Source organism: Halobacterium sp. CBA1126, from assembly GCF_009741975.1.
In the GTDB taxonomy this organism is placed as follows: Archaea; Halobacteriota; Halobacteria; order Halobacteriales; family Halobacteriaceae; genus Halobacterium.
Genome location: NZ_WPCF01000032.1, coordinates 1 through 24,722, shown reverse-complemented (window position 1 = coordinate 24,722; position 24,722 = coordinate 1). Strand labels below are relative to the sequence as shown.

At 64.5% G+C, this 24,722-nt stretch carries 19 protein-coding genes and 1 pseudogene; 15 read left to right on the top strand and 5 right to left on the bottom strand.

Annotation, left to right across the window (positions count from 1 at the left end):
* The first annotated feature begins 204 nt into the window (after nt 1-204).
* The 3 genes from GJ634_RS06470 (at nt 205) to GJ634_RS06460 (ending at nt 4,025) form a co-directional block, all read left to right on the top strand.
* A complete protein-coding gene (locus tag GJ634_RS06470) occupies nt 205-1,221 on the top strand; it encodes a site-specific integrase (protein ID WP_157501371.1) in 1,017 nt (338 codons plus the stop codon).
* A gap of 270 nt (nt 1,222-1,491) precedes the next feature.
* Nucleotides 1,492-3,126: a hypothetical protein gene (locus tag GJ634_RS06465; protein ID WP_197425428.1), complete on the top strand. Its 1,635-nt coding sequence runs from the start codon at nt 1,492-1,494 to the stop codon at nt 3,124-3,126.
* 524 nt (nt 3,127-3,650) lie between these two features.
* Entirely contained in the window at nt 3,651-4,025 is a 375-nt protein-coding gene (locus GJ634_RS06460) for a hypothetical protein (RefSeq protein ID WP_157501367.1), read from the top strand.
* 196 nt (nt 4,026-4,221) lie between these two features.
* Here the strand turns inward: GJ634_RS06460 and GJ634_RS06455 are convergent, their stop codons facing one another.
* Entirely contained in the window at nt 4,222-4,449 is a 228-nt protein-coding gene (locus GJ634_RS06455; protein WP_157501364.1) for a hypothetical protein, read from the bottom strand.
* Between the two features lie 169 nt (nt 4,450-4,618).
* On the opposite strand from GJ634_RS06455, the gene GJ634_RS06450 reads away from it, so the two are divergent.
* The 3 genes from GJ634_RS06450 to GJ634_RS06440 all read left to right on the top strand — a co-directional run bounded on the left by GJ634_RS06450 (nt 4,619) and on the right by GJ634_RS06440 (nt 10,308).
* Nucleotides 4,619-5,104: a hypothetical protein gene (locus GJ634_RS06450; protein ID WP_157501361.1), complete on the top strand. Its 486-nt coding sequence runs from the start codon at nt 4,619-4,621 to the stop codon at nt 5,102-5,104.
* 182 nt (nt 5,105-5,286) lie between these two features.
* Nucleotides 5,287-9,021, top strand: a complete 3,735-nt coding sequence (locus tag GJ634_RS06445; protein ID WP_157501359.1) for an Eco57I restriction-modification methylase domain-containing protein — start codon at nt 5,287-5,289, stop codon at nt 9,019-9,021.
* Nucleotides 9,022-9,411: 390 nt separating this feature from the next.
* Nucleotides 9,412-10,308: a DUF6293 family protein gene (locus tag GJ634_RS06440; protein ID WP_157501356.1), complete on the top strand. Its 897-nt coding sequence runs from the start codon at nt 9,412-9,414 to the stop codon at nt 10,306-10,308.
* Between the two features lie 253 nt (nt 10,309-10,561).
* On the opposite strand, the gene GJ634_RS06435 is transcribed toward GJ634_RS06440, so the two are convergent.
* The 3 genes and pseudogenes from GJ634_RS06435 to GJ634_RS06425 form a co-directional block, all read right to left on the bottom strand.
* Nucleotides 10,562-11,617, bottom strand: a complete 1,056-nt coding sequence (locus GJ634_RS06435) for a hypothetical protein (protein WP_331714026.1) — start codon at nt 11,615-11,617, stop codon at nt 10,562-10,564.
* Between the two features lie 41 nt (nt 11,618-11,658).
* Nucleotides 11,659-12,359 (bottom strand): annotated as a pseudogene (locus GJ634_RS06430) (DUF1405 domain-containing protein).
* Between the two features lie 21 nt (nt 12,360-12,380).
* Nucleotides 12,381-14,267, bottom strand: coding sequence for a formate/nitrite transporter family protein (locus GJ634_RS06425; protein WP_157501353.1), 1,887 nt, complete (start codon nt 14,265-14,267; stop codon nt 12,381-12,383).
* 105 nt (nt 14,268-14,372) lie between these two features.
* On the opposite strand from GJ634_RS06425, the gene pdxS reads away from it, so the two are divergent.
* Nucleotides 14,373-15,281 (top strand): pyridoxal 5'-phosphate synthase lyase subunit PdxS, encoded by a 909-nt coding sequence (gene pdxS / locus GJ634_RS06420; RefSeq protein ID WP_157501350.1) that lies wholly within the window; start codon nt 14,373-14,375, stop codon nt 15,279-15,281.
* Between the two features lie 237 nt (nt 15,282-15,518).
* Here pdxS and GJ634_RS06415 read toward each other — a convergent pair whose 3' ends face one another.
* Nucleotides 15,519-16,265, bottom strand: a complete 747-nt coding sequence (locus GJ634_RS06415) for a hypothetical protein (protein WP_157501347.1) — start codon at nt 16,263-16,265, stop codon at nt 15,519-15,521.
* Nucleotides 16,266-16,647: 382 nt separating this feature from the next.
* Here GJ634_RS06415 and GJ634_RS06410 point away from each other — a divergent pair, with 382 nt between their 5' ends.
* From GJ634_RS06410 to GJ634_RS06375, 8 genes are all read left to right on the top strand, one after another.
* Entirely contained in the window at nt 16,648-17,847 is a 1,200-nt protein-coding gene (locus tag GJ634_RS06410) for a 2-isopropylmalate synthase (protein ID WP_331714025.1), read from the top strand.
* Between the two features lie 247 nt (nt 17,848-18,094).
* Nucleotides 18,095-19,876 (top strand): biosynthetic-type acetolactate synthase large subunit, encoded by a 1,782-nt coding sequence (ilvB, locus tag GJ634_RS06405; RefSeq protein WP_157501344.1) that lies wholly within the window; start codon nt 18,095-18,097, stop codon nt 19,874-19,876.
* Nucleotides 19,873-20,502: an acetolactate synthase small subunit gene (gene ilvN / locus GJ634_RS06400; RefSeq protein ID WP_157501341.1), complete on the top strand. Its 630-nt coding sequence runs from the start codon at nt 19,873-19,875 to the stop codon at nt 20,500-20,502. The genes ilvB and ilvN overlap by 4 nt, the downstream gene beginning before the upstream one ends.
* Complete coding sequence (ilvC, locus tag GJ634_RS06395) at nt 20,499-21,554, top strand: ketol-acid reductoisomerase (RefSeq protein ID WP_157501338.1); 1,056 nt, start codon at nt 20,499-20,501, stop codon at nt 21,552-21,554. The genes ilvN and ilvC overlap by 4 nt, the downstream gene beginning before the upstream one ends.
* Nucleotides 21,547-21,780, top strand: a complete 234-nt coding sequence (locus tag GJ634_RS06390) for a hypothetical protein (RefSeq protein ID WP_157501335.1) — start codon at nt 21,547-21,549, stop codon at nt 21,778-21,780. The genes ilvC and GJ634_RS06390 overlap by 8 nt, the downstream gene beginning before the upstream one ends.
* On the top strand, nt 21,773-23,197 hold the full coding sequence (leuC, locus tag GJ634_RS06385; protein WP_157501332.1) for a 3-isopropylmalate dehydratase large subunit: 1,425 nt from the start codon (nt 21,773-21,775) through the stop codon (nt 23,195-23,197). The genes GJ634_RS06390 and leuC overlap by 8 nt, the downstream gene beginning before the upstream one ends.
* Complete coding sequence (gene leuD, locus GJ634_RS06380; RefSeq protein WP_157501329.1) at nt 23,194-23,808, top strand: 3-isopropylmalate dehydratase small subunit; 615 nt, start codon at nt 23,194-23,196, stop codon at nt 23,806-23,808. The genes leuC and leuD overlap by 4 nt, the downstream gene beginning before the upstream one ends.
* The coding region (locus GJ634_RS06375) for an isocitrate/isopropylmalate family dehydrogenase (RefSeq protein ID WP_157501326.1) at nt 23,801-24,722 on the top strand (922 nt) is incomplete at its 3' end. The genes leuD and GJ634_RS06375, both read left to right, overlap by 8 nt.

Here is a 24,722-nt window from a genome sequence, read left to right as displayed (position 1 = left end):
TGCCGGCGACCGCGCGAGCGCGGCTGGCCTCCATGCGTCACGCGTCGTCGCCGGCCGGGAAGTAAGTACGCCCCGCCACGGTAGCCTTTTCAGCGGGTTCGCCCAAGACCCGGGCATGCAGACGCACGTCGTCCCGGTCGGCTTCGACTACGACCGGCTCATCGCGCCCACCTCCCGCCCGTACACGGGCTTCGGTGACAGCAAATGCCAGAATCCAATCTCGAACCAATCAGCCCGAAGGAGGGCGTCAAGCTCTACCTACAGAACCGACGTAGCGAATTAGCTAAGGAAACTATCGACTCGTACGGCTACAAGCTGACGCGATTCGTCGAGTGGTGTGAGTCTGAAGGAATCGGCAATCTCAACGACCTATCTGGGCGTAATCTTCTGCTCTTTAAGCAGTCACGTGAGGACAACCTCAGTCCGGTATCGGTCAAAGGACAGATGGACACACTCCGGTCGTTCATCAGATTCTGCGAGTCTATCGAGGCGGTGAGGCAAGACCTCCATAATCAGGTTCTATCGCCATCACTGAATCGGAGTGATCGAGAACGAGATGTGCTGGTAGAGGGAGAGCAAGCAGAACGGGTGCTAAGCCACCTCTCTCGATTCGAGTACGCTTCCCGTCACCACGTGATGCTAACGCTCTTGTGGCGGTGTGGGGCACGCTCAGGGACTATCCGAGCGTTCGACGTAGGTGACTATAATCGGGAGAAAGCGCGCATAGAGGCGCGGCATCGACCGAGAACACCACTAAAGAACAAAGAGAACGGCGAGCGGATAATCGCTCTCGATACGGACGTGTGTAAGGTGCTTAACGACTACGTTGACCACAACCGGGAGGAGCGAGTGGACGAGGATGATCGGCGTCCACTCTTCACGACACAGTTCGGGCGCGTCTCAAAGTCAACGATTCGAGAGACGTGCTATCGCTGGACGCATCCCTGCCAGTTCAACGGTGGGGAGTGCCCGCACGATGAGGACGTGAATACTTGTCAGGCACTGAGTCCACCAGACAAATCTCCGTCCGTATGTCCGTCGTCTCGGAGTCCCCACGCATGGAGGCGAGGCGCGATCACCCATCATCTCACCAAGGATGTTCCGGTTGAGGTTGTCAGTGACCGCATGAATGTCAGTCCTGACGTGCTGGAGGCTCACTACGACCGTCGTTCGGAGGAAGTCAAGGTCGAACAGCGACGAGAGTATCTTAATGATGTGTGATACCTCTACAGAAGGTTTGGAGATATTGAGGGGTAGTCCAAGGCCGTAACCCCAGGGATTCGACCCTCGAAGACCACTTCATAATATCGAAGGAACACGACGCCGTCGCGCGAATACCGGAATCTTTTAGCGTCTGGGTCTCCTCTATAAAGTGAAGGCGTATCCTCGCGGGACTTTCCGTTCCCCAGTTGTAACTATCGCGTTACTCCCAGGTTGACCCCTCATAGAGGGTGGTAGACCGCCCGCTGAGAGCCTTCTTCGTTTTTGAAAATGACTACAGACATCTCTACGGCGGAGACGACGCAGAGAGCGACGACCTCGGTCACGGATTGGTTCGAGGAAGTCCACCCAGATACTACTCCACTGGTTCGGTATGGCTTCACGCAGGACGACGGTAGCCAGAAACAGGAACTAAAGCTCCGGTCGGTGTACGAGCCTATTCCTGAGAACGCCACCACATCGAGCGCGATATATTTCGTCACGGACGACCAACTCGGGCGACTGGAGAACCTCGCAGATAACCCCTACAGAGTTGAGGGTGACGGGAATATCGTCAAGGAAATCCAAGACGAATGTGAGGACTCCGACCGCGTTCGTTACCCCGTGTACGCAGAAAGTGACGCCCGCGATGACGGCGTCCCCTTCGATCCGATGATTGCGTGGATTCAGGGATTCATCGAGGAGGAACTGAATATTCCCTCCGCCGAGTGTACGTTCTGGTATTCGGGGAGTCGGTCCATCCATGTTCACGCTCCGAGATTCCTCACGCACACACAATTGACAGAGCTTCGGCGTCGAGCGAAACAGTACTGTGAGAAGTCCGACGCAGAACTGGACGCGGCCATCTACAAGGCGAAACAACAGTTCCGTCTCCCAGGGGTAACGCATCGAAAGAGCGCGGGCGCGTTGCAGAAGGTACAGATTGACCCGTCGTGGCAGAACGACACGATAATCCGCACGTCCAGTAACGACCACAGTCGGCCTGATTCGTATCTCGGTATGCTGGAAGCAACGTTTACGCCACAGGCGGACGGGGATGACTTCGCGCTTACGTTGGACGCTCCGACGGAGAACGAAATCGAGACGCCAGTCATCGAGAAGACGAAGGACTCGGTAGCGATTGCCGACGTGCCGGAGTGGGAGATGCACAGAGGCCCGCAGTTCTCGCCGTATGCGCTTGCCACAGGGAACCCTCGGAGTGTAGCGGCGCTTGAGGTCAAGGGCGGAGCATTCGCCCGCGAAGGCAAACGAGGAGGCGCACCGATGGTTCCAGCGCGGTTCTTCGGCGCGGTCGGCTGTGATGGACACTACACCAAAAATGCGGAACACGCACCTCTCCAGCTCTCTGAGGGCGCCGGGAAAGACTACGAAAAATGGGTGGACCACGGCTTTGAGGCCAGGGACTACGTGGTGATTATCGGCGGACGAAGCCGGTGTTCCATTATCCACTCGGTGTCGAAGGCGGAGGCACTCCAAACGGGGTATCATCTCATCCGGGAGGATGGAGGTCGGCAAGCGGCACTCACGTATCTCTCTGATGAGGGCTACAGCGTAGGTTCGTCTGGTTCTACGTCCAGCTCGGACGATGAGGATTCATCGAGGGCGGAATCGATTGAGGGAGAAGCACCCACGATTTACTCCGCGCGAGAAAACCCACAGACGGATGCAGAAGCACTTCAGCAGACAGCCGAACAGGATGGGATTGGTAACTTGTCATACTGGGAAATTAGAAGAGTTGCTCACCGTCTGCTGCGATACGGCTGGGAACCATCGTGGGAGTGGTTTGAGGAGCAGTATGGGTCGGAGTTTGACCCAGTAGTGACGTGGACTCAGTTCCGGAGCATCGTAGAGGAGAATCGGTACCACAAGTACGACGACGTGGAAGTTCCCGAGAAACCTACGTGACTTTCTTCCACGCGTTGGTAGCCGGTAGTCCCATCCCACGTACGAACGCATAGAGGGTGTTTAACCTCTCCGCACACTCACTTGGTATGGTGTCCTGTCTCCCCTTCCCCTACAACACACAACAAAGGCAACAACCACCACTACGCTATTGTGCGAGAACGCAACATGGCGGCGGGGTGGTTCTGAGGGAAGGCGCTATTGCTTATAAACTAATTCGGAGGTTCCAGCGTCCAACGTCCCACGGCGATTGTCACAGTCCGCACGCGCCAACAGCAGGCCGGTCACGCCGCCCAATTGTTCCGTGATGATTCCCCGGTGGTATGGTGGGGAACTCCATGAGAGGGATGAGAAGCGCTGCTACGAGCCTCCATGCACCCTGTCCTGGGGTATTTCAGACTGGCCTCGGACCGCAGCTCAGGCAAGTCGTAATCGCCGTCTCAGGAGGTGGTTGGTAGTGGGCACGGAGAATTCTCGCTTCGGTAAGTACAGAGAAAGCACTTACCAAGTGACACCGAAGCATCGCCGTGCAGCGACGCCAGTTTGTCACCTTTGCCGGCGGCGTGCTTGCGGCTATCAGCGGTTGTCTTGGGTCTGAACTCGGAGAGCCTGGCGATATTGAACCCTACGACTTTGCAGTGGAGAACCAGACGAACGCCGAGCAGCGCGCGAACGTGACGGTTCGGCGAGATGACGAGGTTTTGTTCGAGACGGACGTAGAACTGGCAGCACACGCGACGTGGGAGTTTGAAGGGCCGCTGGAGGGCGACGGAAGCGCGTTTGTTATCGTCACGGCGAACGGCTATAGCGACAGCCGCAAGTGGTCGCGTCCCGACGGCTCAGGAATGCTCCGAGCGGACATTTACAAAGATAGCGTCGAACTTTCGGCATCGGGTCCGTAAGCGCTGTTAGACAACTCGTGGCGTCCAATACGCAGGTCTGCTTATCGGTTGATTCACTACGATACCACGTGGTAGAAACGCAGCTCTCAGTGAGAAATTTCGCGGACGAAGCCACTTATCATACGCTCGCGTGCGCCGTCTAATGTTCTGGCTGGGTGTTCAAATGCATAGAGGGTGTTTGTAGCCCGCTGCCACTCTATGCGTTCGAATCCTCGCGTTGTTCACTGGGCTGGCTACACACCACGTCTCGGAGTTCCTCAAGCAGCTGTGGGTGCTGCTCTTGGAGGACTTCAACGTCGGTCGTAAGTTCTTCATCGATGCGCCGCCGGATTCGGGAAGCGGCCTGATACTTGCGGTCGTCGCCGTGTTCCCCGGCTATCTGTTCGCGTTCAGTGTCGGTCAGTAGTGCGCGGGTTTTCGCCATACGATGGTCTTTGCGCGCTCGCGTGTTAAGTCTGCATATCTCCTAAGGTTAGCAGATATGCTAACTACTAAGTGCGTGGGGCATATACTTGGTAGTAGGAAGCGCGACACGCCATCGCAGAAATGGCCGTGTGCTGGTACACACGACCGCGCTTCTGGGACTCAGAAGCATGACAGCCTACAACCTGACGGGTGAAAATCCCACCGACCTACCCAAGCGTGCAATCCGCGCGCTCACCGAGAAAATGACCGTTCTCCCCGACACAGGGAGCGTTAAAGATGCAGACGACCTCTACCTCGTGGTGTCTGAAAGCGGTTCGGAGTACCTCGTAGACGCTCGTGAAGGCGCGTGTGATTGTCCGGACGCCCGCCATAACCTCGATGCTAACGACTCCTGTAAGCACGAACGCCGTGTACGTTACGCGACTGGTGAAACGCTCATCCCCGAGTGGGCGAACGCCGACGCAATAGACTCACAGCTCGGCATTCACACGACGAGGAACCCTGTTCGCGCCGCAACAGACGGGGGTATTACCACCGAGTCCCCTCCACTCCATGAATCGAATCACAACGAGTGTGACAACGACTGGTGTGATGGCCCCGCAGGTGACTCACTCCCCTGCTTTGCGTGCTACGAGAACACGGAGGCGCGATAATGGCGCTTCAACACTCTCCGCCGCATCTCGGTAAGATCGGAGATGAAGAACCAAAACCCGAGCCGGACCCAGATCGAGTGTACGAACGCCAGATGGAGAAACGCATCGAGGACAACGAGTAGAGCCGACCACCTCTCTCCGGGGGATGTACCTTTTTGACGCCGGACTGTTTCGAGACGGATATGCCTGATACGTCTGCGATTCTCGATGCCCTCCACGGAATCGCATCACGCCTCGATGCGGATATGAGCGAGAAAGACGTGGAGAACGCCTTCCTCAACGAGAACTTCTACACGCTCCTCGGCTACGATGGTGCGGGCCACGACCTCCGGAGTGAATGGACACTCCCCGACGACCGCCGCCCCGACTACGTCACCCTCGACAACAACGAATCTGTCACCGCAGTTTACGAGTTTAAGACCACCGACCGCGACCTCGACCCCCACGAAGACCAACTGTTCCACTACGTCGATCAACTCAAAGCCGACTACGGCGTCCTCACAAACGGCGACGAACTCCGCCTCTACCGTCGTGACGGCCACTCCCGGATGAAGCGGGTTTTCCTCGCAGATGCGACGAAAAGTGATGCCGCCGACCTCGAAGCGGCGCTCCAGAAACCTGAGTGGGACATTACCGACCCCGAGAGTGTTACGTCGTTCCTCGACCGCCTCGATGAAATGGAACTCGATGGCGAACTCGGACAGGAACACTTCTTCGAGACGTTCCGCTTGGAAGAGAACAGCCCCTTCGCTGACCTCGTGACCGCGATGATGGACTTGCTTGTGGAACTCCGCGACGAGCAAGAGGCGAAGTTCGTGGAGGGAGCGTACGACTTCTGGGAGGCCAGTTACGCCAGCGAACCCGAGGAGACACCCGATTCGTGGGAACCGTTTATCGATGGTCAGCAGTCCCTACGTGACTTCATGTTCTGCTTGGAGTCCGGCCACGCACTTCTTGCCCGGCTCCTTCTGGCGAAGGCCACAGACGACCACGACTTCTTCCCCAACAAGACGGGCCTCCGCCGGTACTTCGATGAACTCGGCGGCTTCAGCGGCTCCATCGAGTTGGACGCCTACCCGATTGCGGCCAACGGGATGATCGAGGACATGCGGAACCACCTCGTCCAGAGCCTGTTTGAGGACGACATTTTCATCTGGTGGACTGACGGCTACGGCAAGGAAACTGCCAGCCAGCACAAGAACCCGTATAGCCGGTTCGAGACAATCGCCAAAGAAGGAAGCGAGGTCAGCCGCGTCAGTCCCGCGACCCGAGAACGGTTCAGTCGCGCTATCGCCCACGTTTCGTTCGCAGTGCTGAAGTTCGACTTCGCGGAGGTTCAGGGCGACCCGTTGGGCGATCTGTACCAGCGGTACTTCGACCCGGAGACGCGGAAGGCGCTCGGGGAGTTCTACACGCCACAGCCGGTCATCGACTACATCATGGACGGCGTCGATTACGATGTAGGTGTCTCACAGGAGCGTATCATCGATCCGTCGTGTGGTTCCGGTACGTTCCTCGTGGAAGCCGTCAACCGCTACCTTGACGACGTGCGCCGGTACAACGACGACCCGGATTGGTCGGAACACCTTACGGAACTGTGTACGACGCCGCACATCGTCGGTCTCGACATTCACCCGTTCGCGGTGTTGATGGCACAGATTCGCTTCATGGTTGCTATCCTACCCGAGTACAAGGAGGCGAAACAGGAGGACGAGGACTTCACGATTCGCCGGCTCCCGATCTTCCGAACGGACTCCTTGCGGAATGAGCGGGAACTGACGGGTATCGATCTCGGAGACGAGGGGCAGACGCAGATGACGTTGGACTCAATCACGGAGGACAATCAGGACGTGAAGATTGCCGTTCCGCTCCCCATCGAGGTCGATGAGGACGAGGTAGTCGATTCGGAACTGGACGACGGCTTTCTCGTTCAGCGGGTGCGGATGCCGAAGTACGATACAGCGAAGGTGAACGCTGGCGTGCGGAACTTCGGGGAGTATTACGCGGCGTTACAGGGCGTGTTGGACGTGGTGAAGTTCCACATGCGGGAAGGGTGGTGGGAGTACGGTGGCGGCCTCGAAGAAGGCATCCACCGCTACACGACCCGTGAGTACGACGGTGTCGAGGACTTCTTCGAACCGTATGTCAACGACATTCTTGCGACGGTTCGCTACCTGCGGGAAGACCACGGCGACGGGCGGCTGTTCAAGATGTTCGAGGATAGCGTCCTCTCACTCGTGGTGAAGAACTACATGCAGTATGACTACGTCGTCGGGAATCCACCGTACGTCAATATCAAAAACATCCCTGATTCGAAGCAAGAGTGGTATAAGAGCCTCTATGACTCTGCATATGGGCGGTTTGACCTCTATGTGCTGTTCCTCGAACGTGGCCTTGAATGGCTGAAGGACGATGGAAAGCTCGGGTACATCACTTCGAATAAGTTCACTCGGTCAAAATACGGTCAGGAGATACGGCGAATCATCGCAAATGAGTATTCATTAGCTCAATACGTCGAGTTTGGCGATGTGGACGTGTTCTCGGACGCGACTAATTTCGCGTCCATTCTTATCATCGACAAAGATTACGATAGGGAAGTGATACCATATGCAAAAGTGCACGAAGCTGACTCAAATGTATTTGGAGAGTTAGTAGATTATATGGGAAGGGAGGAAATCCTCACGGACTCTATTGAAGTATCTACATACCCGCGTTCGAGCCTCACCGAAGAAAATTGGAGGTTCACTCCTCGGCGTGTCCGGACTGTTGAAGAACGTCTTCGTGAACAATCTTCCCAAACGCTTGGCAATATCTCCCTCGGTGTCCGGGAGGGAGTTGCCTCTGGAGGGGACGAATCGTTTATCGTATCCCCCAGCTATGCTGAGACTCATGATCTGGAAGAAGAACTTCTTCGCCCACTTGTTCGTGGTAAACACGTTCGTCGGTGGAAAGCGGAATGGGACAACGAACTCGTAATTTATCCCTACACAGAGGAGGGTGATCTAATCGAGTTAGATGAATATCCGAATATTAAGTCTCACTTAGATAAGCATGAAGATGATTTGAGAGATCGGTATTGCGTCAAGAAGAATGGTAAGGGCATCTACGAATACCATGGCCCCCATGCGAAATCCGTCTTCGAAGGCGATTTCAAGATCGCCACTCCCGATATGGCTACCGAAAACCACTTTTCATATACCGATGGGTATGACTGTTTCAAGAACACAGTTTACGTTCTGACGTTCAGCAATAATATATCGTACTCCGAGAAAGAATTACTTGGCCTATTGAACTCGTCTGTCGCCGAGTTCGCTATCAAACAGACCAGTCCGCCACTTAGAGGGAAACCCTTCCGATATAGGTACAAGTCCCAATATGTAAATGAAATACCAATACCGGATAGCACAGGAGAGATCGGTTCGATAGTAGAAAAAATCTTCAAAACTGAAGATGTGAAAAGACGAGTGCAGAACTTCCCGCAGAGTTATATTGACTCCTTTGAAGGGGATTTAGGCTATATCCAATACACTTGGCAGACCAAGCGGAATCCCATAGATGCCGAAATAGAAGAAAGTGGGAAGAATAGTCCTGTTGCTGTTACTGCAGGCAGAACCGACGAAATCACCGACCCGCTGATGGACAGAGGCGACCGCGAGGAGCAGAAACTACGAGCGCAGTACGTTCATGCCGCCGTTGACGGTCGGAGTATGAAGAAGGGAGAGGAGCAGACAATTCCGATTCCGCAGTCACGGGACGGAGTGGAAGAACTCATTGAGGCGCTGGAAGCCGACCGCCAGACTGTCAAGGAGACGAGCATCGAAGACCTCGAAGCGGAGATCGACCAGACGGTGTACGACCTGTTCGACCTCACGGAAGACGAGCGCGAGGTCATCGAGGACTACCTCGAAGTGTTCTGAGGTGGGTTCCACACCATAGAATCGTTTGTCTACCCCTGTAGTCTCCCTGTACTTGTCCCCAACTACTACCTCCTGTAGACACTACAAAGAAGGGGGGGAGACAAACTAAGCTATTGTGCAAGAACGCAGTATAGCGGAGGGGTAACTCTCAAACAAACTATTATCGTATATAAAGGGGGTTACCCCCATCGGTCAAGTGTGTACCGTCGATCTTCAATATGGCACAGTGCCAACCTTGAACGAGAATAGTCGAGAGCCGAAAGGCTAAGTCCCTGCAATAGTTCGGTTTTCTCGAAGCCCCGTACAGCGGGGGGCGCAAACAGCGTTAATGTGGAATTGCGTGGAGCAAAGTCTGATGGTTTTTATAACCATCCGGACGCTGTACCACGTATGCAGACGCACGTCGTCCCGGTCGGCTTCGACTACGACCGGCTCATCGCGCCGCTCGTGCGCGAACAGCTCGCCGTCGACCGCGTCGTGTTGCTCGAGGGCGCGGTCGGCAGCGAGGCGAACGTCGAGTACAGCCAGCGCATCTCCCAGAAGCTCGAGGACGACTTCCAGAACCTCCTCGGCGCGGAGACCGAGCGCGTCGCCGTCGTCGACGTCTACGACTACGACGCCGCCTTCGAGCAGGCGTTCGACCTCATCGAGGACGAACTCGACGCCGACCCCGACGGCGAGGTCTGGGTGAACATCGCGTCGATGCCCCGCACCGTCTCCTTCGCGTTCGCCATCGCCGCCCACTCCATCATGGTCGAACGCCCCGAGGACCGCGAGCGCATCCACACCTACTACACGGCGCCCGAGAAGTACCTCGAGACCGAACTCGCCGAGGAACTGCGCGCGAGCGCCGACCTCCTCGAAGCCGTCGCGGACGGCGACATCGACGACGAGGAACTCCGCGACCAGCTCGCGGACGCCCGCGACCTCCTCGCAGAGTTCGACGAACGCGGCACCACCATCGGCGCGAAGGAGATCGACGGCAGCCACGTCGTCGAACTCCCCGTCGCCTCCTTCTCGAACGTCAAACCCTTCGAGGAGCTCATCCTGTTCACGCTCGGCGAACACGGCGAGTTCGACTCCGTCAGCGACCTCGCGAAGACCCTCGCCGCCGACCTCAACGAGGAGTACACCGACAGCTTCCGGTCGAAAGTCACGTACACCGTCGACAAGCTCGGCCCCGGCGGCAAGGGGTACGTCGAACGCGAAGAGCGCGGGAAGTCCTACCGGACGCGGCTCTCCCGCATCGGGCAGCTGTGGGTGCGCGCTCACGAAAACGACGACTAGGTCGAGTTGGAAATCCGGTCGGACCCGCGACCAACTGCTTCTTCGCTCCTCACTGAAAGCCCTCGGCGCGCTCGCGGTCGCTCGCTCTCTGCGCGCTTCGTTCGCTGCGCTCACTGCAGTGCTTGCGTCGCGAAGCGACCACGCAAGCGCGAGCGCGCCTCGCCCTTTCAATCCGCCGGAAATCGAAGATTTCCGAGGCCTCGGGAGAGCTGTGCTCTCCCGGCGACCGCCAGGGGGTTGGTTGTTCAGGCTGCTACAGCCCGAACCCGGTGTGGTCGTCGGGCGGCGAAATCGGACTCTTCGGGGGTTCCTTGGGGAGTTCAACGTCGTTGTAGGCGCCGGGCGCGACGTCGTTCGGGCCGGCGGGGTAGAAGAGGGCGGCGAGCTCCTGAATCTGGCCGCGACCCACGGAGAGTTCGAACTGGCCGCCGCCGTAGAGCGCGACGTCGCGCTCGAACGCCCAGTCGAGGGTCTCGAAGAGGGATTCGAGCGTGCCGAATCGAGAGGGCTTGACGTTCAGCCAGCGCACGTCGAACGGCGCGTCGAGCACGTCGTCGAGGGCGTGAACCGGGGCGTCCCACGCGAGCCGGTCGGCGTGGTCGGCGACGAGGTCGCGGGTGGCGTCCGTGACGGCGGGGTCTTCGACGGTGGCGTCGGGGAACGTCTCGAAGACGCGCTCGTAGAGGGCGGGGTCCGGGGACTGGTCGACGTCCGTGCCCTCGTAGTGCCCCTTCAGGTCGAGCACGCGCACGGCGTCGGTGTCCGCGAGGTAGTCGAACGTGGCTTCGGGCCAGTCGGCGGTGGGGTCGAGTTTGAGTTCGGCGTCCGGGTAGCGGTCGAGCAGCGTCTCCACGCGCTCGGTGTCGCCCTCCGGGAGGCGGCTGCTGACGACGAATCGCACGGGGTCGAGGTCGCGGTCGAGGCGCTCGGCGAGCGTCTCGCCGGCCTGCCGGAGCGCGAGGTCGAGCGCGGCGGCCTCGAACCCCCAGCGGCGGTAGTCCCGAAACGCCTCGCGCTCGGGGTCGTCGACGGGCCAGAGGTCCGTCTCCTCGAGGCGGGCCGAGAACTCGTCGAGCGTGTACTCGCCCGCGAGGTCGAACGCCTCGCCGTCGGGCGTGTCGGCCTCGTGGGCCTGCAGTGCGTCGTGGTGAGCGGTCTCGTAAGTGACGTCCTCGCCGCGGCCCGTCTCGCCGGCGCCCGCGAGCGCGACGACCGTGGTGGCGCGCGTGAACGCCGGCGTCTCGCGCTCCACGCGGTCGAGGGCGACGGAGTCGACTGTCAGGGGGAGATTCGCAATCGCGTCGTACACGCGTGGACGAACGGGCGCTGGACGGAAAAAGCCGGGCGGCGTCAGTCCGCGAATCTGGCTTCGAGGGTCTTCACGCGCGTCGCGAGCGCGAGGAACGTCGCCAGTAGCGTGAGCGTGACCGCGGCGGCCGCGGCGAGGTCGTGGGCGGGGACGTCGTGCGTGACGCCGCCGAGCGCGAACTCGGCGCGCAGGACCGTGTGGTGGGGGCCGCCCGCGACGCTCACGAAGTAGTCGACGACGTCGTTGAAGCCGTACCACGCCGCGGCGACCGCGACCGCGCCCACCGAGAACGTCGCGTAGCGGTGAATGACGAACGCTTCGACGGCCATCGCGAGGTGGCTCAGAATCAGGAACCAGTACATCACCCACCAGAGGTCGCCCTGCCCGTTCACGACGAGCTGGACGAACGGCGTCCACAGCCCGAGCTTGATGCAGCCGAAGAAGGCCAGCGCGTGCAGCCAGTCGGCGTCGAAGTCGAGCTTGTACGCGGCCAGCGACAGGCCGATGAAGAGGGTCGCGACCGGGCTGTCCGGGACGACCGGCCACGCGACCAGCGGCGTCGCTTCGAACTGCACGCGGTAGTACCAGAACCCGAACGCGGTGCCCGCGAGGTTGACGGCCACGATGACCCACGCCAGCCGGAGCGCGAGGTCCTCCAGCCGGGCGGCAGCGGCGCGAGGTACCACGGGAGGTCCGACCGGGACGGCAGCGACATGTCCGGGGAGTCGCGGGACCGCCGCATAGCTCTGGCGGAAGTCCTCGCCTACCGGCCGAACAGCCGCTGGAGGATGCCGCGGTCGGCGGCGCGCTCGGCGAGCAGCAGCGAGCAGTCGACGTGCGTCGCGATGTCGAGGTGCAGCGACCCGGTAGCGAGGCGCGCGAGCAGCCCCTGCGAGGTCGCGCCGATCAACAGCAGCGTGTGGTCTTCGGCGGCGTCGACGATGGCGCGCTCGACGTCCCCGGAGGTGTCGACCGCGAACTCGGCGTCCTCGAGGTCGTGTTCGGCCGCCCACTCCGCGAGGAACTCCTCGCCGGCCTCGCGCTGGCTCTCGCCGGAGACAGCGCGCAGGAGCGTAATCTCCGACCCGGCGGTCTCCCGCAGCGACCGCGCGACCTCCGCGTTCAGGTCGGCGTGGACGCTGTCGACGACCGGCAGCAGCAGCCGGGAGGCGTCCAGCCCGCGGTCCTTGAACACGAGCACGTCCGCGGGGAGGCTGTTGGTGAGCTCGTCGAGCGGGCGCTCCGCGCGGCCGTTCGACCAGAGCCGGCCCTCGCCCCAGCCCATCACCACCAGGTCCGCGCGCTTGCGCTCGGCGACGTCGAACAGCTCCTCGAACGAGCGGTGGGAGACGACTGTCGACGTCTCGCAGGGGACGTCGAACCCGTCGGCGACGTCGCGGATGTCCGCCATCAGCTCGTCGGAGTCGGCGACGATGCGCTCGTGCTGGTCGACCCGGTAGCCGCGGGGCGTCCGGTCGGGCATCTGGACGATGTGGACGACGTGGACCGTGGCGCCGGGCTTCCGGCTGGCGAGCGTGCACGCCAGCTCCACGAGGTTGGTCTCCGTGCGGGGGTTCGAGATGGGGACGACGATGCGGTACTCGTCGGCTTCCGCCAGCGCGCCCTCGGTGTGGTCGATGAGCGGGACGTACGACCGGCCGACGAACCCGCCGAACAGCCACTCGCGGACCGAGAGCTGGCGGTCCGCGCCCTCGAAGCGCGCGGACGTCAGCCGGTGCTCGGTCGTCTGGAAGTAGTTGACGACGGTGACGAGCACGACGCCGCCGACGGTGTTCCCGAGGAGGACGGGGACCACGAACTCCCAGAGCCCGGTCATGAACAGCAGGTCGCCCTGGAGCACGAGGAACACCATCTCGGTGAACGAGACGACCGAGTGGTAGAGGCCGCCGAGCGGAATCGCGAGGAACGCGATGTAGACGACGGCCATCCGGGAGACGGTGTCGCGGGCGGCGTACTCGACCCAGACGACGCCGGCGACGATGAGGCCCGCGAACGCCGCCTTCGAGAAGAGGCTCCACCACGCCGTGTCGACGCCCTTCTGGCCGAGCTCGACCGCGACCGCCGCGGCCTCGGGGGAGATGACGCCGCCGAACGCGAGCGCGAACGCGCCGAGCGCGCCGCCGGCGAAGTTCCCGGCGAGCACGACCGTCCAGTTCCGCAGCAGCGCGGGGACGCTGGCGAGCCGCTCGAGCGTCAGCGCGACCGGCGGGAGCGTGTTCTCGGTGTAGAGCTGGTAGCCGCCGATGATGATGTAGATGAACCCGAGCGGGTACAGCAGCGCGCTCAGCACGGGGTCGCCGCCCGTCGTCGCGGTCAGCGAGACGTACAGCATGAACGTGATGGTGATGGCGAACCCGGCCGCGAGCGCGCTGAAGAACAGCTCGCGGCTGCCCGACGTGATCTCCTCGTCGGCGGCGGCGATGATGCGCTGGAAGATCTCGTTCGACGTGAAGCGGTCGCGGACGACAGAGCCGACCGCCGGGGCGCCGCTGCGCGAGCGCTCGATCGCCTCGCGGACCGACTCCTCGGGGTCGGGGGCGTCCACCGGCGCCGAGTCCGTGGCCTCCTCTTCGGGGGCGGGGTCGGCGTCGGGCGCGGACGGCCCGTCAGATTCGTCTCCGTCAGCCATTACCGGTGCGTCGGCGGGGGCGCCCTAATCGTTTGCCATCGGGGCAGCGGGGGCCGGCGTTCCGCAACCAACCCAATTAAGCGGCGGCGCGCGCAACACCCTCGTATGGCTACCGAGACCGACCTCGAGGACTTGCGGCGCGGCAGCGACCTCGTGAAACGCGGGTTCGCGAAGATGCAGAAGGGCGGCGTCATCATGGACGTGGTGAACGCAGAGCAGGCGAGAATCGCGGAGGAAGCCGGCGCGGTCGCGGTGATGTCCCTGGAAGCGGTGCCGGCGGACATCCGCAAGCGCGGCGGCGTCGCGCGGATGGCCGACCCCGCGGACGTCCAGGAGATCATCGACGCGGTCTCCATCCCAGTGATGGGGAAGTCCCGCATCGGCCACACGAAGGAGGCCGAGATTCTGGAGGCCGTGGGCGTGGACATGATCGACGAGTCCGAGGTGCTGACGCCCGCCGACGACAAGTACCACATCGACAAGCGCGAGTTCACGTCGCCGTTCGTCTGCGGCGCGCGGGACCTCGGCGAGGCGCTCCGGCGCATCGACGAGGGCGCGGCGATGATTCGCACGAAGGGCGAGGCCGGCACGGGCGACGTGAACCAGGCCGTCCACCACCAGCGCACCATCAAGAGCGCCATCCGCGAGCTCGAGGGGATGACCTACGAGGAGCGCGAGCACTACGCCCGCGACATCGAGGCGCCCGCCGACCTCGTCCACGAGACCGCCGAGATGGGGCGGCTGCCGGTCGTGAACTTCGCGGCGGGCGGCATCGCGACGCCCGCGGACGCGGCGCTGATGATGCACCACGAGTGCGACGGCATCTTCGTCGGCTCCGGCATCTTCGGCGCGGAGGACCCCGAGGCGATGGGGCGCGCCATCGTCGACGCCGTGAACAACTGGGACGACCCCCAGCGCCTCGCCGAGATCTCGGCGAACATCGGCGCGGGGATGAAGGGCGAGGCGAACGTCGACCTCCCCGAGGAGGAGCAGCTGCAGGGCCGCGGGAACTGACGCACAGCACCAGATTTTCCGCGTTTTCGCCGGTGACAGCGACAGCCGAGTCTCGCAGCCCGCCGAGCACCGGTAGCGGGCGGACTGGAAGGGGCGAGACTGTGAACGAAGGCGCGGGACGCAAGCACTGCAGCGAACGAAGTGAGCGAAGCGCGCAGCGAGCGCACCGAGTTCACAGTCTCGGGGCTTCCGAGGAAGCGTCGTCGGCGGTTCCGGTGACGAAAACAGCGAACGGGGCTAGAAGCCGCCCCAGCGGATGTACACCATGGTGGCGACGACGGCGAGCTGGAAGGCGCCCTGCACGCCGCCGAGTTTGGCGTTGCGCATGCCGATGTCGGCGATGAGCTGGGTGTCGGGGTTCTCGGAGGTCATCTGCTTGTACATGCGGACTTCGCCGGGCATGAGCACGCCGAAGCCGAGGACGTTGAGGACGGCGACGATGGCGAGCGCGACGACGAAGACGGGCTCGGTCCACGCGAAGTCCGGGAGGGTGGCGGCGAGGTACGCGAGCGAGCCGAGGAGGACGACGCCGAACCACGCCTGCCAGCGCCAGTCGCGGAAGGCGTCGAACTGCCAGCCGACGAGCAGGAGCGTGGGGACGAGCGCGACGAAGGTGAAGATGGCGAGCCAGACGTGGGCGTGCGAGAAGAGGCCGGGGAGGCGGAGCGCGAGCGTGATGCCGCCGGCGATGGTGACGGTGGCGAGCGACGGCAGCAGGAACGACGTCTTGGGGGTGAGCCGCCGGAAGACGTCCGCGCGCTGTTCGACGTCGAGGCCGCCGAGGACGGGGCCGAGGACGACGGCGATGAAGACGTCGATGCCGGTCCAGAGGACGCCCGCGAGGACGTGGACGTACGTGTGGTGGATGGTGTTGGCGACGGTGCTGGCGTAGACGAGCGCGAGGAGGGAGGCGCCCACGACGCCGACGGCGAACGCGGGGTTCGCGCGCTCGGCGAGGCCGCGGACGGTGCCGCGGATGCTCATTCGACCACCCTCCACAAAGTCTGCGTCTGCGGTCGGTCCGGGTCGGAGTACTGTCGGTCGTGCACACCCACGACGTTTCAGTCGCGTATCATAATCGTTACGCAGCCCGCGGCAGAGGTGTGGAGCGCGCGCACGCCGCGCGCCCTCCACGAACGTCCGGTTTTCACCCCCGAATGGGCGTCGAGTCGGACGTTCGGACATTCAGGCGTATGTACTGTGGAATGTTCCTAATATATCCTTTGACGTGCCGCAGTCGTGCGATTTTCGCGTTCCGGGCGGGCCGGTCACGCAGACTGAGCGGGGGCAAGTATCTGTCAGGGGGAAACACGTAAGTACTCGGGGCACCGGGGAACTGGTACGATGTCTCACAACGAGGCGCCCGGTGCAAGTCCGGGGGAACGAGTTCTTCCAGGGCACGTTAGCCCAGCGTAACGAATTCGAGACGGTACGAATCTTCGACACGACGCTGCGTGACGGCGAGCAGACGCCACGGACCTCCTTCAGCTACGACGACAAGCGCGCCATAGCGGCCGCGCTCGACGACGCGAACGTCGACGTCATCGAGGCCGGGTTCCCGGCCAACAGCGAGCAGGAGGCCGAGGCGGTCGCCGACATCGCCGCATCGACAGACGCCACCACGTGCGGGCTCGCCCGCGTCGTGGAGTCCGACGTCGACGCGGCGCTCGACGCGGGCGTGGACATGGTCCACGTCTTCGCGTCCACCAGCGACGTGCAGATCGAAGACTCGATGCACAGCACGCGCGAGGACGTCGTCGCACGCTCGGTCGCGGCCGTCGAGCAGGCCGCCGCGGCCGACGTCGAAGTGATGTTCTCGCCGATGGACGCCACGCGCACGGACCCCGAGTTCCTCGCCGACATCGTCGAAGCGGTCGACGACGTCGGGGTGGACTGGATCAACATCCCGGACACCTGCGGGGTCGGCACCCCGAAGCGGTTCGGCGAGCTCGTCGAGTACGTCGGCCAGCACACCGACGCGCGCATCGACGTGCACACGCACGACGACTTCGGGCTGGCGACCGCGAACGCCCTGACGGGCGTGGAGTACGGCGCCGACCAGATGCAGGTGTCGGTCAACGGCATCGGCGAGCGGGCGGGCAACGCCGCCTTCGAGGAGGTCGTGATGGCCGCGGAGAGCCTGTACGGTGCCGACACCGGCATCGACACGACCGCCATCACGGAGCTCTCCCAGCTGGTCTCGGACCGCTCGTCGGTCCCGGTGCCCGTCAACAAGCCCGTGGTCGGCGCGCACGCGTTCGCCCACGAGTCGGGCATCCACGCGGCCGGCGTCATCGAGAACAGCGAGACGTTCGAGCCGGGCGTGATGACCCCCGAGATGGTCGGCGCCGAGCGCGAGGTCGTGCTCGGGAAGCACACGGGCACGCACGCCGTCCGCGACCACCTCGAGGAGGCGGGCTTCGACCCGACCGACGAGGAGGTACGGGAGGTCACCAAGAAGGTGAAGGCCCACGCCGGCGAGGACGAAGCCGTCACCGAAGCGGTCCTCCGCGCGTTCGCCGGAGAGGTCGGCATCGAGCGCGCCACGGAGGAGGTGACGGCGTAATGCCTCCCGGCAGGAATTGCGCGCCCAGCAACGGCTTTATTCGTCGAGCCCGACTGTCGGGCTACGATGCTGCCCGACGCCACGCAGACCGGTCTCCTCGCGGGCAGCGGTGCTCTCGTCGGTATCGTAGGGGCGTAAGCTCCCCCACTACCACTTCTCCACGAACCGAACGGACTCACCGACGACCGACAGCCACCGCAGCATCCGCCATGACACAGACGCACACCACACCGCGGGAGGGGTACCGATGACAGACCACGGCGCAGTCACCGAGCCGGACGAGGCCGACGCCGAGGAGGCCTCGGCCGACGAGCCGGCCGACGACGAGCCCGACGAGTCCACGGCGCAGACGGGCGCGCAGTCCGTCATCGCGTCGCTGGAGACGGCGGGCGTCGAGACCGTCTTCGGCGTGCAGGGCGGCGCCATCATGCCCGTCTACGACGCCCTGTACGACTCCGAGCTCGACCACGTGACGATGGCCCACGAGCAGGGCGCCGCGCACGCCGCCGACGCCTACGGCGCCGTCAGCGGCGAGCCCGGGGTCTGCATGGCGACCTCCGGCCCGGGCGCGACGAACCTCGTGACCGGGCTGGCGGACGCCGACATGGACTCCGAGCCCGTCGTCGCGCTCACCGGTCAGGTGCCGACCGACCTCGTCGGGAACGACGCGTTCCAGGAGACGGACACGGTCGGCGTCACGACGCCGATCACGAAGTCGAACTACTTCGCGTCCAGCCCCGACAGCGTCGGCGAGGACGTGAGCACGGCGTTCGCGCTCGCGAACCACGGCCGGCAGGGGCCGACGGTCGTCGACCTGCCGAAGGACGTGACGACCGGCGAGACCGACGTCGACCCCGTCGAGCCGGAGGTCCCGGGCACCGTGAACGTGCAGACGCGGGCGGACGACGAGGCCGTCGCGGCCGCCGCCCAGACCGTCGTGGACGCCGACGAGCCCGTGATTCTGGCGGGCGGCGGCGTCGTGAAGGGCGACGCGACCGAGGAGCTGTACGCGTTCGCGACCGAGCACGAGATCCCGGTCGTGACGACGATGCCGGGCATCGGCGCGTTCCCCGAGGACCACGACCTCGCCCTCGAGATGGCGGGGATGCACGGCACCGGCTACGCGAACATGGCCGTCACGCTGACCGACTGCCTCGTGGCGGTCGGCACGCGCTTCGACGACCGCCTCACGGGCGGCGTCGACTCGTTCGCGCCGGACGCGGAGGTCGTCCACATCGACATCGACCCCGCGGAGATCTCGAAGAACATCGAGGCCGACCACCCGCTGGTCGGCGACGCCGGCACCGTCCTCGACCAGCTGGACGAGGCGATGCCCGGCTCGCCGGAGACCGACGAGTGGGTCGAGCAGTGCCGCGAGTGGAAAGACGAGTACCGGCTCGACTACGCGGCGCCCGAGGACGAGCCGCTGAAACCCCAGTACGTCGTCGAGGCCGTCGACGCGGCGACCGCCGACGACACCATCGTGACGACCGGCGTCGGCCAGCACCAGATGTGGGCCTGCCAGTTCTGGACGTACACGGAGCCGCGGACGTGGGTGTCCTCCCACGGCCTCGGCGCGATGGGGTACGGGATGCCGTCGGCCATCGGCGCCCGCGTCGCCGCCGACGACGACCAGTCGGTCGTCTGCTTCGACGGCGACGGCTCGTTCCTGATGACGTGTCAGGAGCTCATCGTCGCGGTGCGCGAGCAGATGGACGTCACCGTCTTCGTGCTGAACAACGAGGCCATCGGGATGGTCCGCCAGTGGCAGGACGCGTTCTTCGAGGGGCGCCGGATGGCCTCCGAGTACCCGTGGGTGCCGAAGTTCGACGCGCTCGCGGAGGCGTTCGGCGCCGACGGCTTCCGCATCGAGGGCTACGACGAGGTCCCGGACGTCGTCGAGGAAGCGCTCGCCGTCGACGGCCCCTCGGTCGTGGACGTCTACATCGACCCGACCGAGGACGTCTACCCGATGGTGCCGTCGGGCGGCGACAACGGCCAGTTCGCACTCACGGAGGACCACCTATGAGCGAGCGAGACGCCGACCAAGAGGGGCTGCCAGGCCCCGCGCCGGAGGACCGACCGCGACCGAAGGGGAAGCGAAACTCGCAGGGCATCCGCGTCGACCCCGAAGTGGAGGCCGAACACCCGCCGCGGCGCACGGTCATCTCCGCGCTGGTCGAACACCAGCCGGGCGTGCTCGCGCGCGTGTCCGGGCTGTTCAGCCGGCGGCAGTTCAACATCGAGTCGCTGACCGTCGCCGACACCCAGAACGACGACTGGGCGCGCATCACGGTCGTCGTCGAGGAGCCCGACCCCGGCATCGACCAGGTCGAGAAGCAGTTGGAGAAAGTCGTCCCCGTGATTCACGTCCGCGAGCTCGAGGACGACGCGGTGACGCGGGAGCTCGTGGTGGTGAAAGTCGACGCCGACCGCCCCCACGAGGTCCACGCGATCACGGAGATGTACAACGGGAAGACCCTCGACGCCGGCCCGCGGACGATCACCGTCGAGTTGACCGGCGACGAGGGGAAGATCAACGACGCCATCGACGCCTACCGGCAGTTCGGCATCCGGGAGATCGCCCGGACCGGACAGACGGCGCTGGCGCGTGGCGAGACCAAGACAGCAATCGTTCCAGACCACCTCAAATGACAGCAGCAGACGAAGACTTCACGCAGCCAGTGTACCACGAATCGGACGTCGACCGCAGCTACATCGACGAGAAGACCGTCGCCGTCCTCGGCTACGGCAGTCAGGGCCACGCCCACGCGCAGAACCTCGACGAGAGCGGGGTCGACGTGGTCGTCGGCCTCCGCGAGGACTCGTCGTCGCGGTCGGCGGCGGAAGCAGACGGCCTGCGCGTCGCCACCCCGACGGCGGCCGCACGGCAGGCCGACGTCGTCTCCGTGCTCGTGCCCGACACCGTACAGCCGTCCGTCTTCGAGGACGTCCGACCGGAGCTGGACGCCGGCGACACGCTCCAGTTCGCGCACGGGTTCAACATCCACTACGGCCAGATCGAGCCGCCCGAGGACGTCGACGTGACGATGATCGCGCCGAAGTCCCCCGGCCACCTCGTGCGCCGGAACTACGAGGCCGGCGAGGGCACCCCGGCGCTGCTGGCGGTCTACCAGGACGCCACGGGCGACGCCCGCGACGAGGCGCTGGCGTACGCCGACGGCATCGGCTGCACGCGCGCCGGCGTGCTGGAGACGACGTTCCAGGAGGAGACCGAGTCCGACCTGTTCGGCGAGCAGGCGGTGCTCTGCGGCGGCGTCACCAGCCTCGTGAAGCACGGCTACGAGACGCTCGTCGACAACGGCTACAGCCCCGAGATGGCGTACTTCGAGGTCCTCAACGAGCTCAAACTCATCGTGGACCTGATGTACGAGGGCGGGAACAGCGAGATGTGGGACTCGGTCTCGGACACGGCCGAGTACGGCGGACTGACCCGCGGCGACGAGATCGTCGACGACCACGTCCGCGAGAACATGGAGGCGGTCCTCGAGGAGGTCCAGAACGGCGAGTTCGCCCGCGAGTGGATCGCGGAGAACCAGGCCGGCCGGCCGTCGTACCGCCAGCGCCGGCAGGCCGAGCAGGACCACGACATCGAGGACGTCGGCGAGCGCCTCCGCGGACTGTTCGCGTGGGCCGACGACGACGCCGAGGTCGAGCAGGAGCCGGAGGTGTCCGCGGATGACTGAGCAGACGCTGAAGGACGTCGACTACGGCAACCCCGCGGCGCCCGAGGGCGTGAACTCCGTGTTCCGACGCGGCCCGGTCGTGGCCGCCGACGGCGGGAAACGCGCCGAGGACGAAGAGCAGACGATGAAGGACGTCGACCAGACGCCGCCGGCCGAGGACGAGGGCGCCAACCCCGTCTGGGAGCGCGGCGGCGAACCCACGGCAGAGGACGTACGCGATGAGTGAGAACACGCTCTACGACAAGGTCTGGGACCGCCACGAGGTGACCGAGCTGCCGACCGGACAGACCCAGCTGTTCGTCGGCCTCCACCTCATCCACGAGGTGACGAGCCCGCAGGCGTTCGGGATGCTCCGCGAGCGGGACCTCGACGTCGCGTACCCCGAGCGGACGTACGCGACCGTCGACCACATCGTCCCGACCGCCGACCAGTCGCGGCCGTACAGCGACGACGCCGCCGAGGAGATGATGAGCGAGCTCGAGGAGAACGTGCGCGCGGCGAACATCGACTTCGCGGACCCGACGACCGGCCGGCAGGGCATCGTCCACGTGGTCGGCCCGGAGCAGGGGCTCACCCAGCCCGGGATGACCATCGTCTGCGGGGACTCCCACACGGCGACCCACGGCGCGTTCGGCGCGCTCGCGTTCGGCATCGGGACGTCCCAGATTCGGGACGTGCTGGCGACCGGCTGCGTCGCCATGGAGAAGCAGAAGGTCCGCCGCATCGAGGTCACCGGCGAGCTCGACGAGGGCGTCACGCCGAAGGACGTCATCCTGCAGGTGATTCGGAAGCTGGGCACCGACGGCGGCGTCGGCTACGTCTACGAGTACGGCGGCGAAGCCATCCGCGACATGGACATGGCGGGCCGCATGAGCATCTGCAACATGTCCATCGAGGGCGGCGCCCGCGCGGGCTACGTCAACCCCGACGAGACCACCTACGAGTACCTCGAGGGACGGGACCGCATCCCGGACGGCGAGGAGTTCGAGGAGCTGAAGAGCTACTGGGAGTCCATCACGTCCGACGCGGACGCCGACTACGACGACGTCGTGGAGATCGACGGCGACGAGCTCGAACCCACGGTGACGTGGGGGACGACGCCCGGCCAGGGCATCGGCATCTCCGAGGAGATCCCCGCGCCCGAGGACCTCCCCGAGGACAAACAGGACACCGCCCGCAGCGCGCAGGAACACATGGACGTCGAGCCCGGCGACACGATGGCGGGCTACCCGATCGACGTGGCGTTCCTCGGGAGCTGCACGAACGCGCGCCTGCCGGACCTCCGCGAGGCCGCGGAGGTCGTGAAGGGCCACGAGGTCCACGACTCCGTGCGCGCGATGGTCGTCCCCGGCAGCCAGCGCGTGAAGGCCGCCGCCGAAGCCGAGGGCCTCGACGAGGTGTTCAAGGAGGCCGGCTTCGACTGGCGCGGCGCCGGCTGTTCGATGTGTCTGGGGATGAACGAGGACCAGCTGGTCGGCGACGAGCGGTGTGCGTCCTCGTCGAACCGGAACTTCGTCGGCCGGCAGGGGTCGAAGGACGGCCGCACCGTCCTGATGAGCCCGCCGATGGTCGCCGCGGCCGCCGTGACCGGCGAGGTCACGGACGTCCGCGAACTGGAGCGCTTCGAGGAGGTGCGCGCATGAGCGACGACGGCCCCGCCGAGACCGTCGAGTACGTCTCCGGCACGGGCGTCCCCGTGCGCGGGAACGACATCGACACGGACCAGATCATCCCCGCGCGGTTCATGAAGGTCGTCACGTTCGACGGCCTCGGCGAGTTCGCGTTCTTCGACGTGCGCTTCGACGACGACGACAACCAGAAGGACCACCCGTTCAACGAGGACCACTTCCAGGGGGCGTCCGTCCTGGCGGTCAACTCGAACTTCGGCTGCGGCTCCTCCCGGGAGCACGCGCCGCAGGCGCTGATGCGGTGGGGCATCGACGCCATCGTCGGCGAGTCGTTCGCCGAGATCTTCGCGGGGAACTGCCTCGCGCTCGGCATCCCCACGGTGACGGCCTCCCAGGAGGACGTCGAAGCCCTGCAGGACTACATCGACGAGCACCCCGACGAGGAGATCGAGGTCGACGTCGAGAACGAGGAGGTCCGGTACGGCGACACGGTCGTCGACGCCGAGGTCGACGACGCCCAGCGGCGCGCGCTCGTCGAGGGCGTCTGGGACACGACCGCGCTGATGCGGTCGAACGCCGACACCGTGCGAGAGACAGCTGCGAGCCTCCCCTACACGGATGTCTGAGGAGATTGCGGTCATCCCCGGCGACGGCATCGGGCAGGAGGTCGTCCCGGTCGCGGTGGACGTCCTCGACGCGGTCGGGGACTTCGAGTTCGTGCACGTCGACGCCGGCGACGCCGTCAAGGAGGAGACCGGCACGCCGCTGCCCGCGGAGACGCGGGCGGCCGTCGAGGCCGCGGACGCGACGCTGTTCGGCGCGGCGGGCGAGACGGCGGCGGACGTCATCCTGCCGCTGCGGTCGGCCGTCGACTCGTTCGTGAACATCCGCCCCGCCCGCGCGTACCCGGGCGCGGACGCTCTCCGCCCGGAGACGGACGTCGTCTTCCTCCGGGAGAACACGGAGGGCGTCTACGCGGGCCACGAGGACGACCTCAGCGACGACCTCTCGACGCTCACGCGCGTGGTCACGTCGTCGGCGTCCCGCCGGCTCGCGGAGTACGCCTGCGAGTTCGTCGAGGACGGCCGCGGCCCCGAGGGGACCGAGGGGTTCACGGTCGCGCACAAGGCGAACGTGATGCGGAAGACCGACGGCCGGTTCCGCGAGGAGGTGCTGTCGGTCGCCGAGGAGCGCGGCGTCGACACCGACGAGGAGCTGATGGACGCGTTCGCGACGCGGCTCCCGCTGTACCCCGAGGAGTACGACGTCGTGGTCTGTCCGAACCTCGCGGGCGACGTGCTCTCGGACCTCGCGGCGGGGCTCGTCGGCGGCCTCGGGCTGCTGCCGTCGGCGAACGTCGGCGAGGAGCGCGGGCTGTTCGAGCCCGTCCACGGCACCGCGCCGGACATCGCCGGACAGGGAGTCGCCAACCCCGGTGCGACGGTGCTGTCGGCGGCGATGCTGCTGGAGTTCCTCGGCCACGAGGAGGACGGCCAGCGCGTCCGCGACGCCGTCGAGGGCGTGCTCGCGGACGGCCCGC

Bases quoted from the DNA above. Each gene is read 5' to 3' on its own strand.
- GJ634_RS06470 (WP_157501371.1), top strand. From the start codon at position 205: ATGCCAGAATCCAATCTCGAACCAATCAGCCCGAAGGAGGGCGTCAAG.
- GJ634_RS06465 (WP_197425428.1), top strand. From the start codon at position 1,492: ATGACTACAGACATCTCTACGGCGGAGACGACGCAGAGAGCGACGACC.
- GJ634_RS06455 (WP_157501364.1), bottom strand. From the start codon at position 4,449: ATGGCGAAAACCCGCGCACTACTGACCGACACTGAACGCGAACAGATA.
- GJ634_RS06450 (WP_157501361.1), top strand. From the start codon at position 4,619: ATGACAGCCTACAACCTGACGGGTGAAAATCCCACCGACCTACCCAAG.
- GJ634_RS06445 (WP_157501359.1), top strand. From the start codon at position 5,287: ATGCCTGATACGTCTGCGATTCTCGATGCCCTCCACGGAATCGCATCA.
- GJ634_RS06440 (WP_157501356.1), top strand. From the start codon at position 9,412: ATGCAGACGCACGTCGTCCCGGTCGGCTTCGACTACGACCGGCTCATC.
- GJ634_RS06425 (WP_157501353.1), bottom strand. From the start codon at position 14,267: ATGGCTGACGGAGACGAATCTGACGGGCCGTCCGCGCCCGACGCCGAC.
- pdxS (WP_157501350.1), top strand. From the start codon at position 14,373: ATGGCTACCGAGACCGACCTCGAGGACTTGCGGCGCGGCAGCGACCTC.
- GJ634_RS06415 (WP_157501347.1), bottom strand. From the start codon at position 16,265: ATGAGCATCCGCGGCACCGTCCGCGGCCTCGCCGAGCGCGCGAACCCC.
- ilvB (WP_157501344.1), top strand. From the start codon at position 18,095: ATGACAGACCACGGCGCAGTCACCGAGCCGGACGAGGCCGACGCCGAG.
- ilvN (WP_157501341.1), top strand. From the start codon at position 19,873: ATGAGCGAGCGAGACGCCGACCAAGAGGGGCTGCCAGGCCCCGCGCCG.
- ilvC (WP_157501338.1), top strand. From the start codon at position 20,499: ATGACAGCAGCAGACGAAGACTTCACGCAGCCAGTGTACCACGAATCG.
- GJ634_RS06390 (WP_157501335.1), top strand. From the start codon at position 21,547: ATGACTGAGCAGACGCTGAAGGACGTCGACTACGGCAACCCCGCGGCG.
- leuC (WP_157501332.1), top strand. From the start codon at position 21,773: ATGAGTGAGAACACGCTCTACGACAAGGTCTGGGACCGCCACGAGGTG.
- leuD (WP_157501329.1), top strand. From the start codon at position 23,194: ATGAGCGACGACGGCCCCGCCGAGACCGTCGAGTACGTCTCCGGCACG.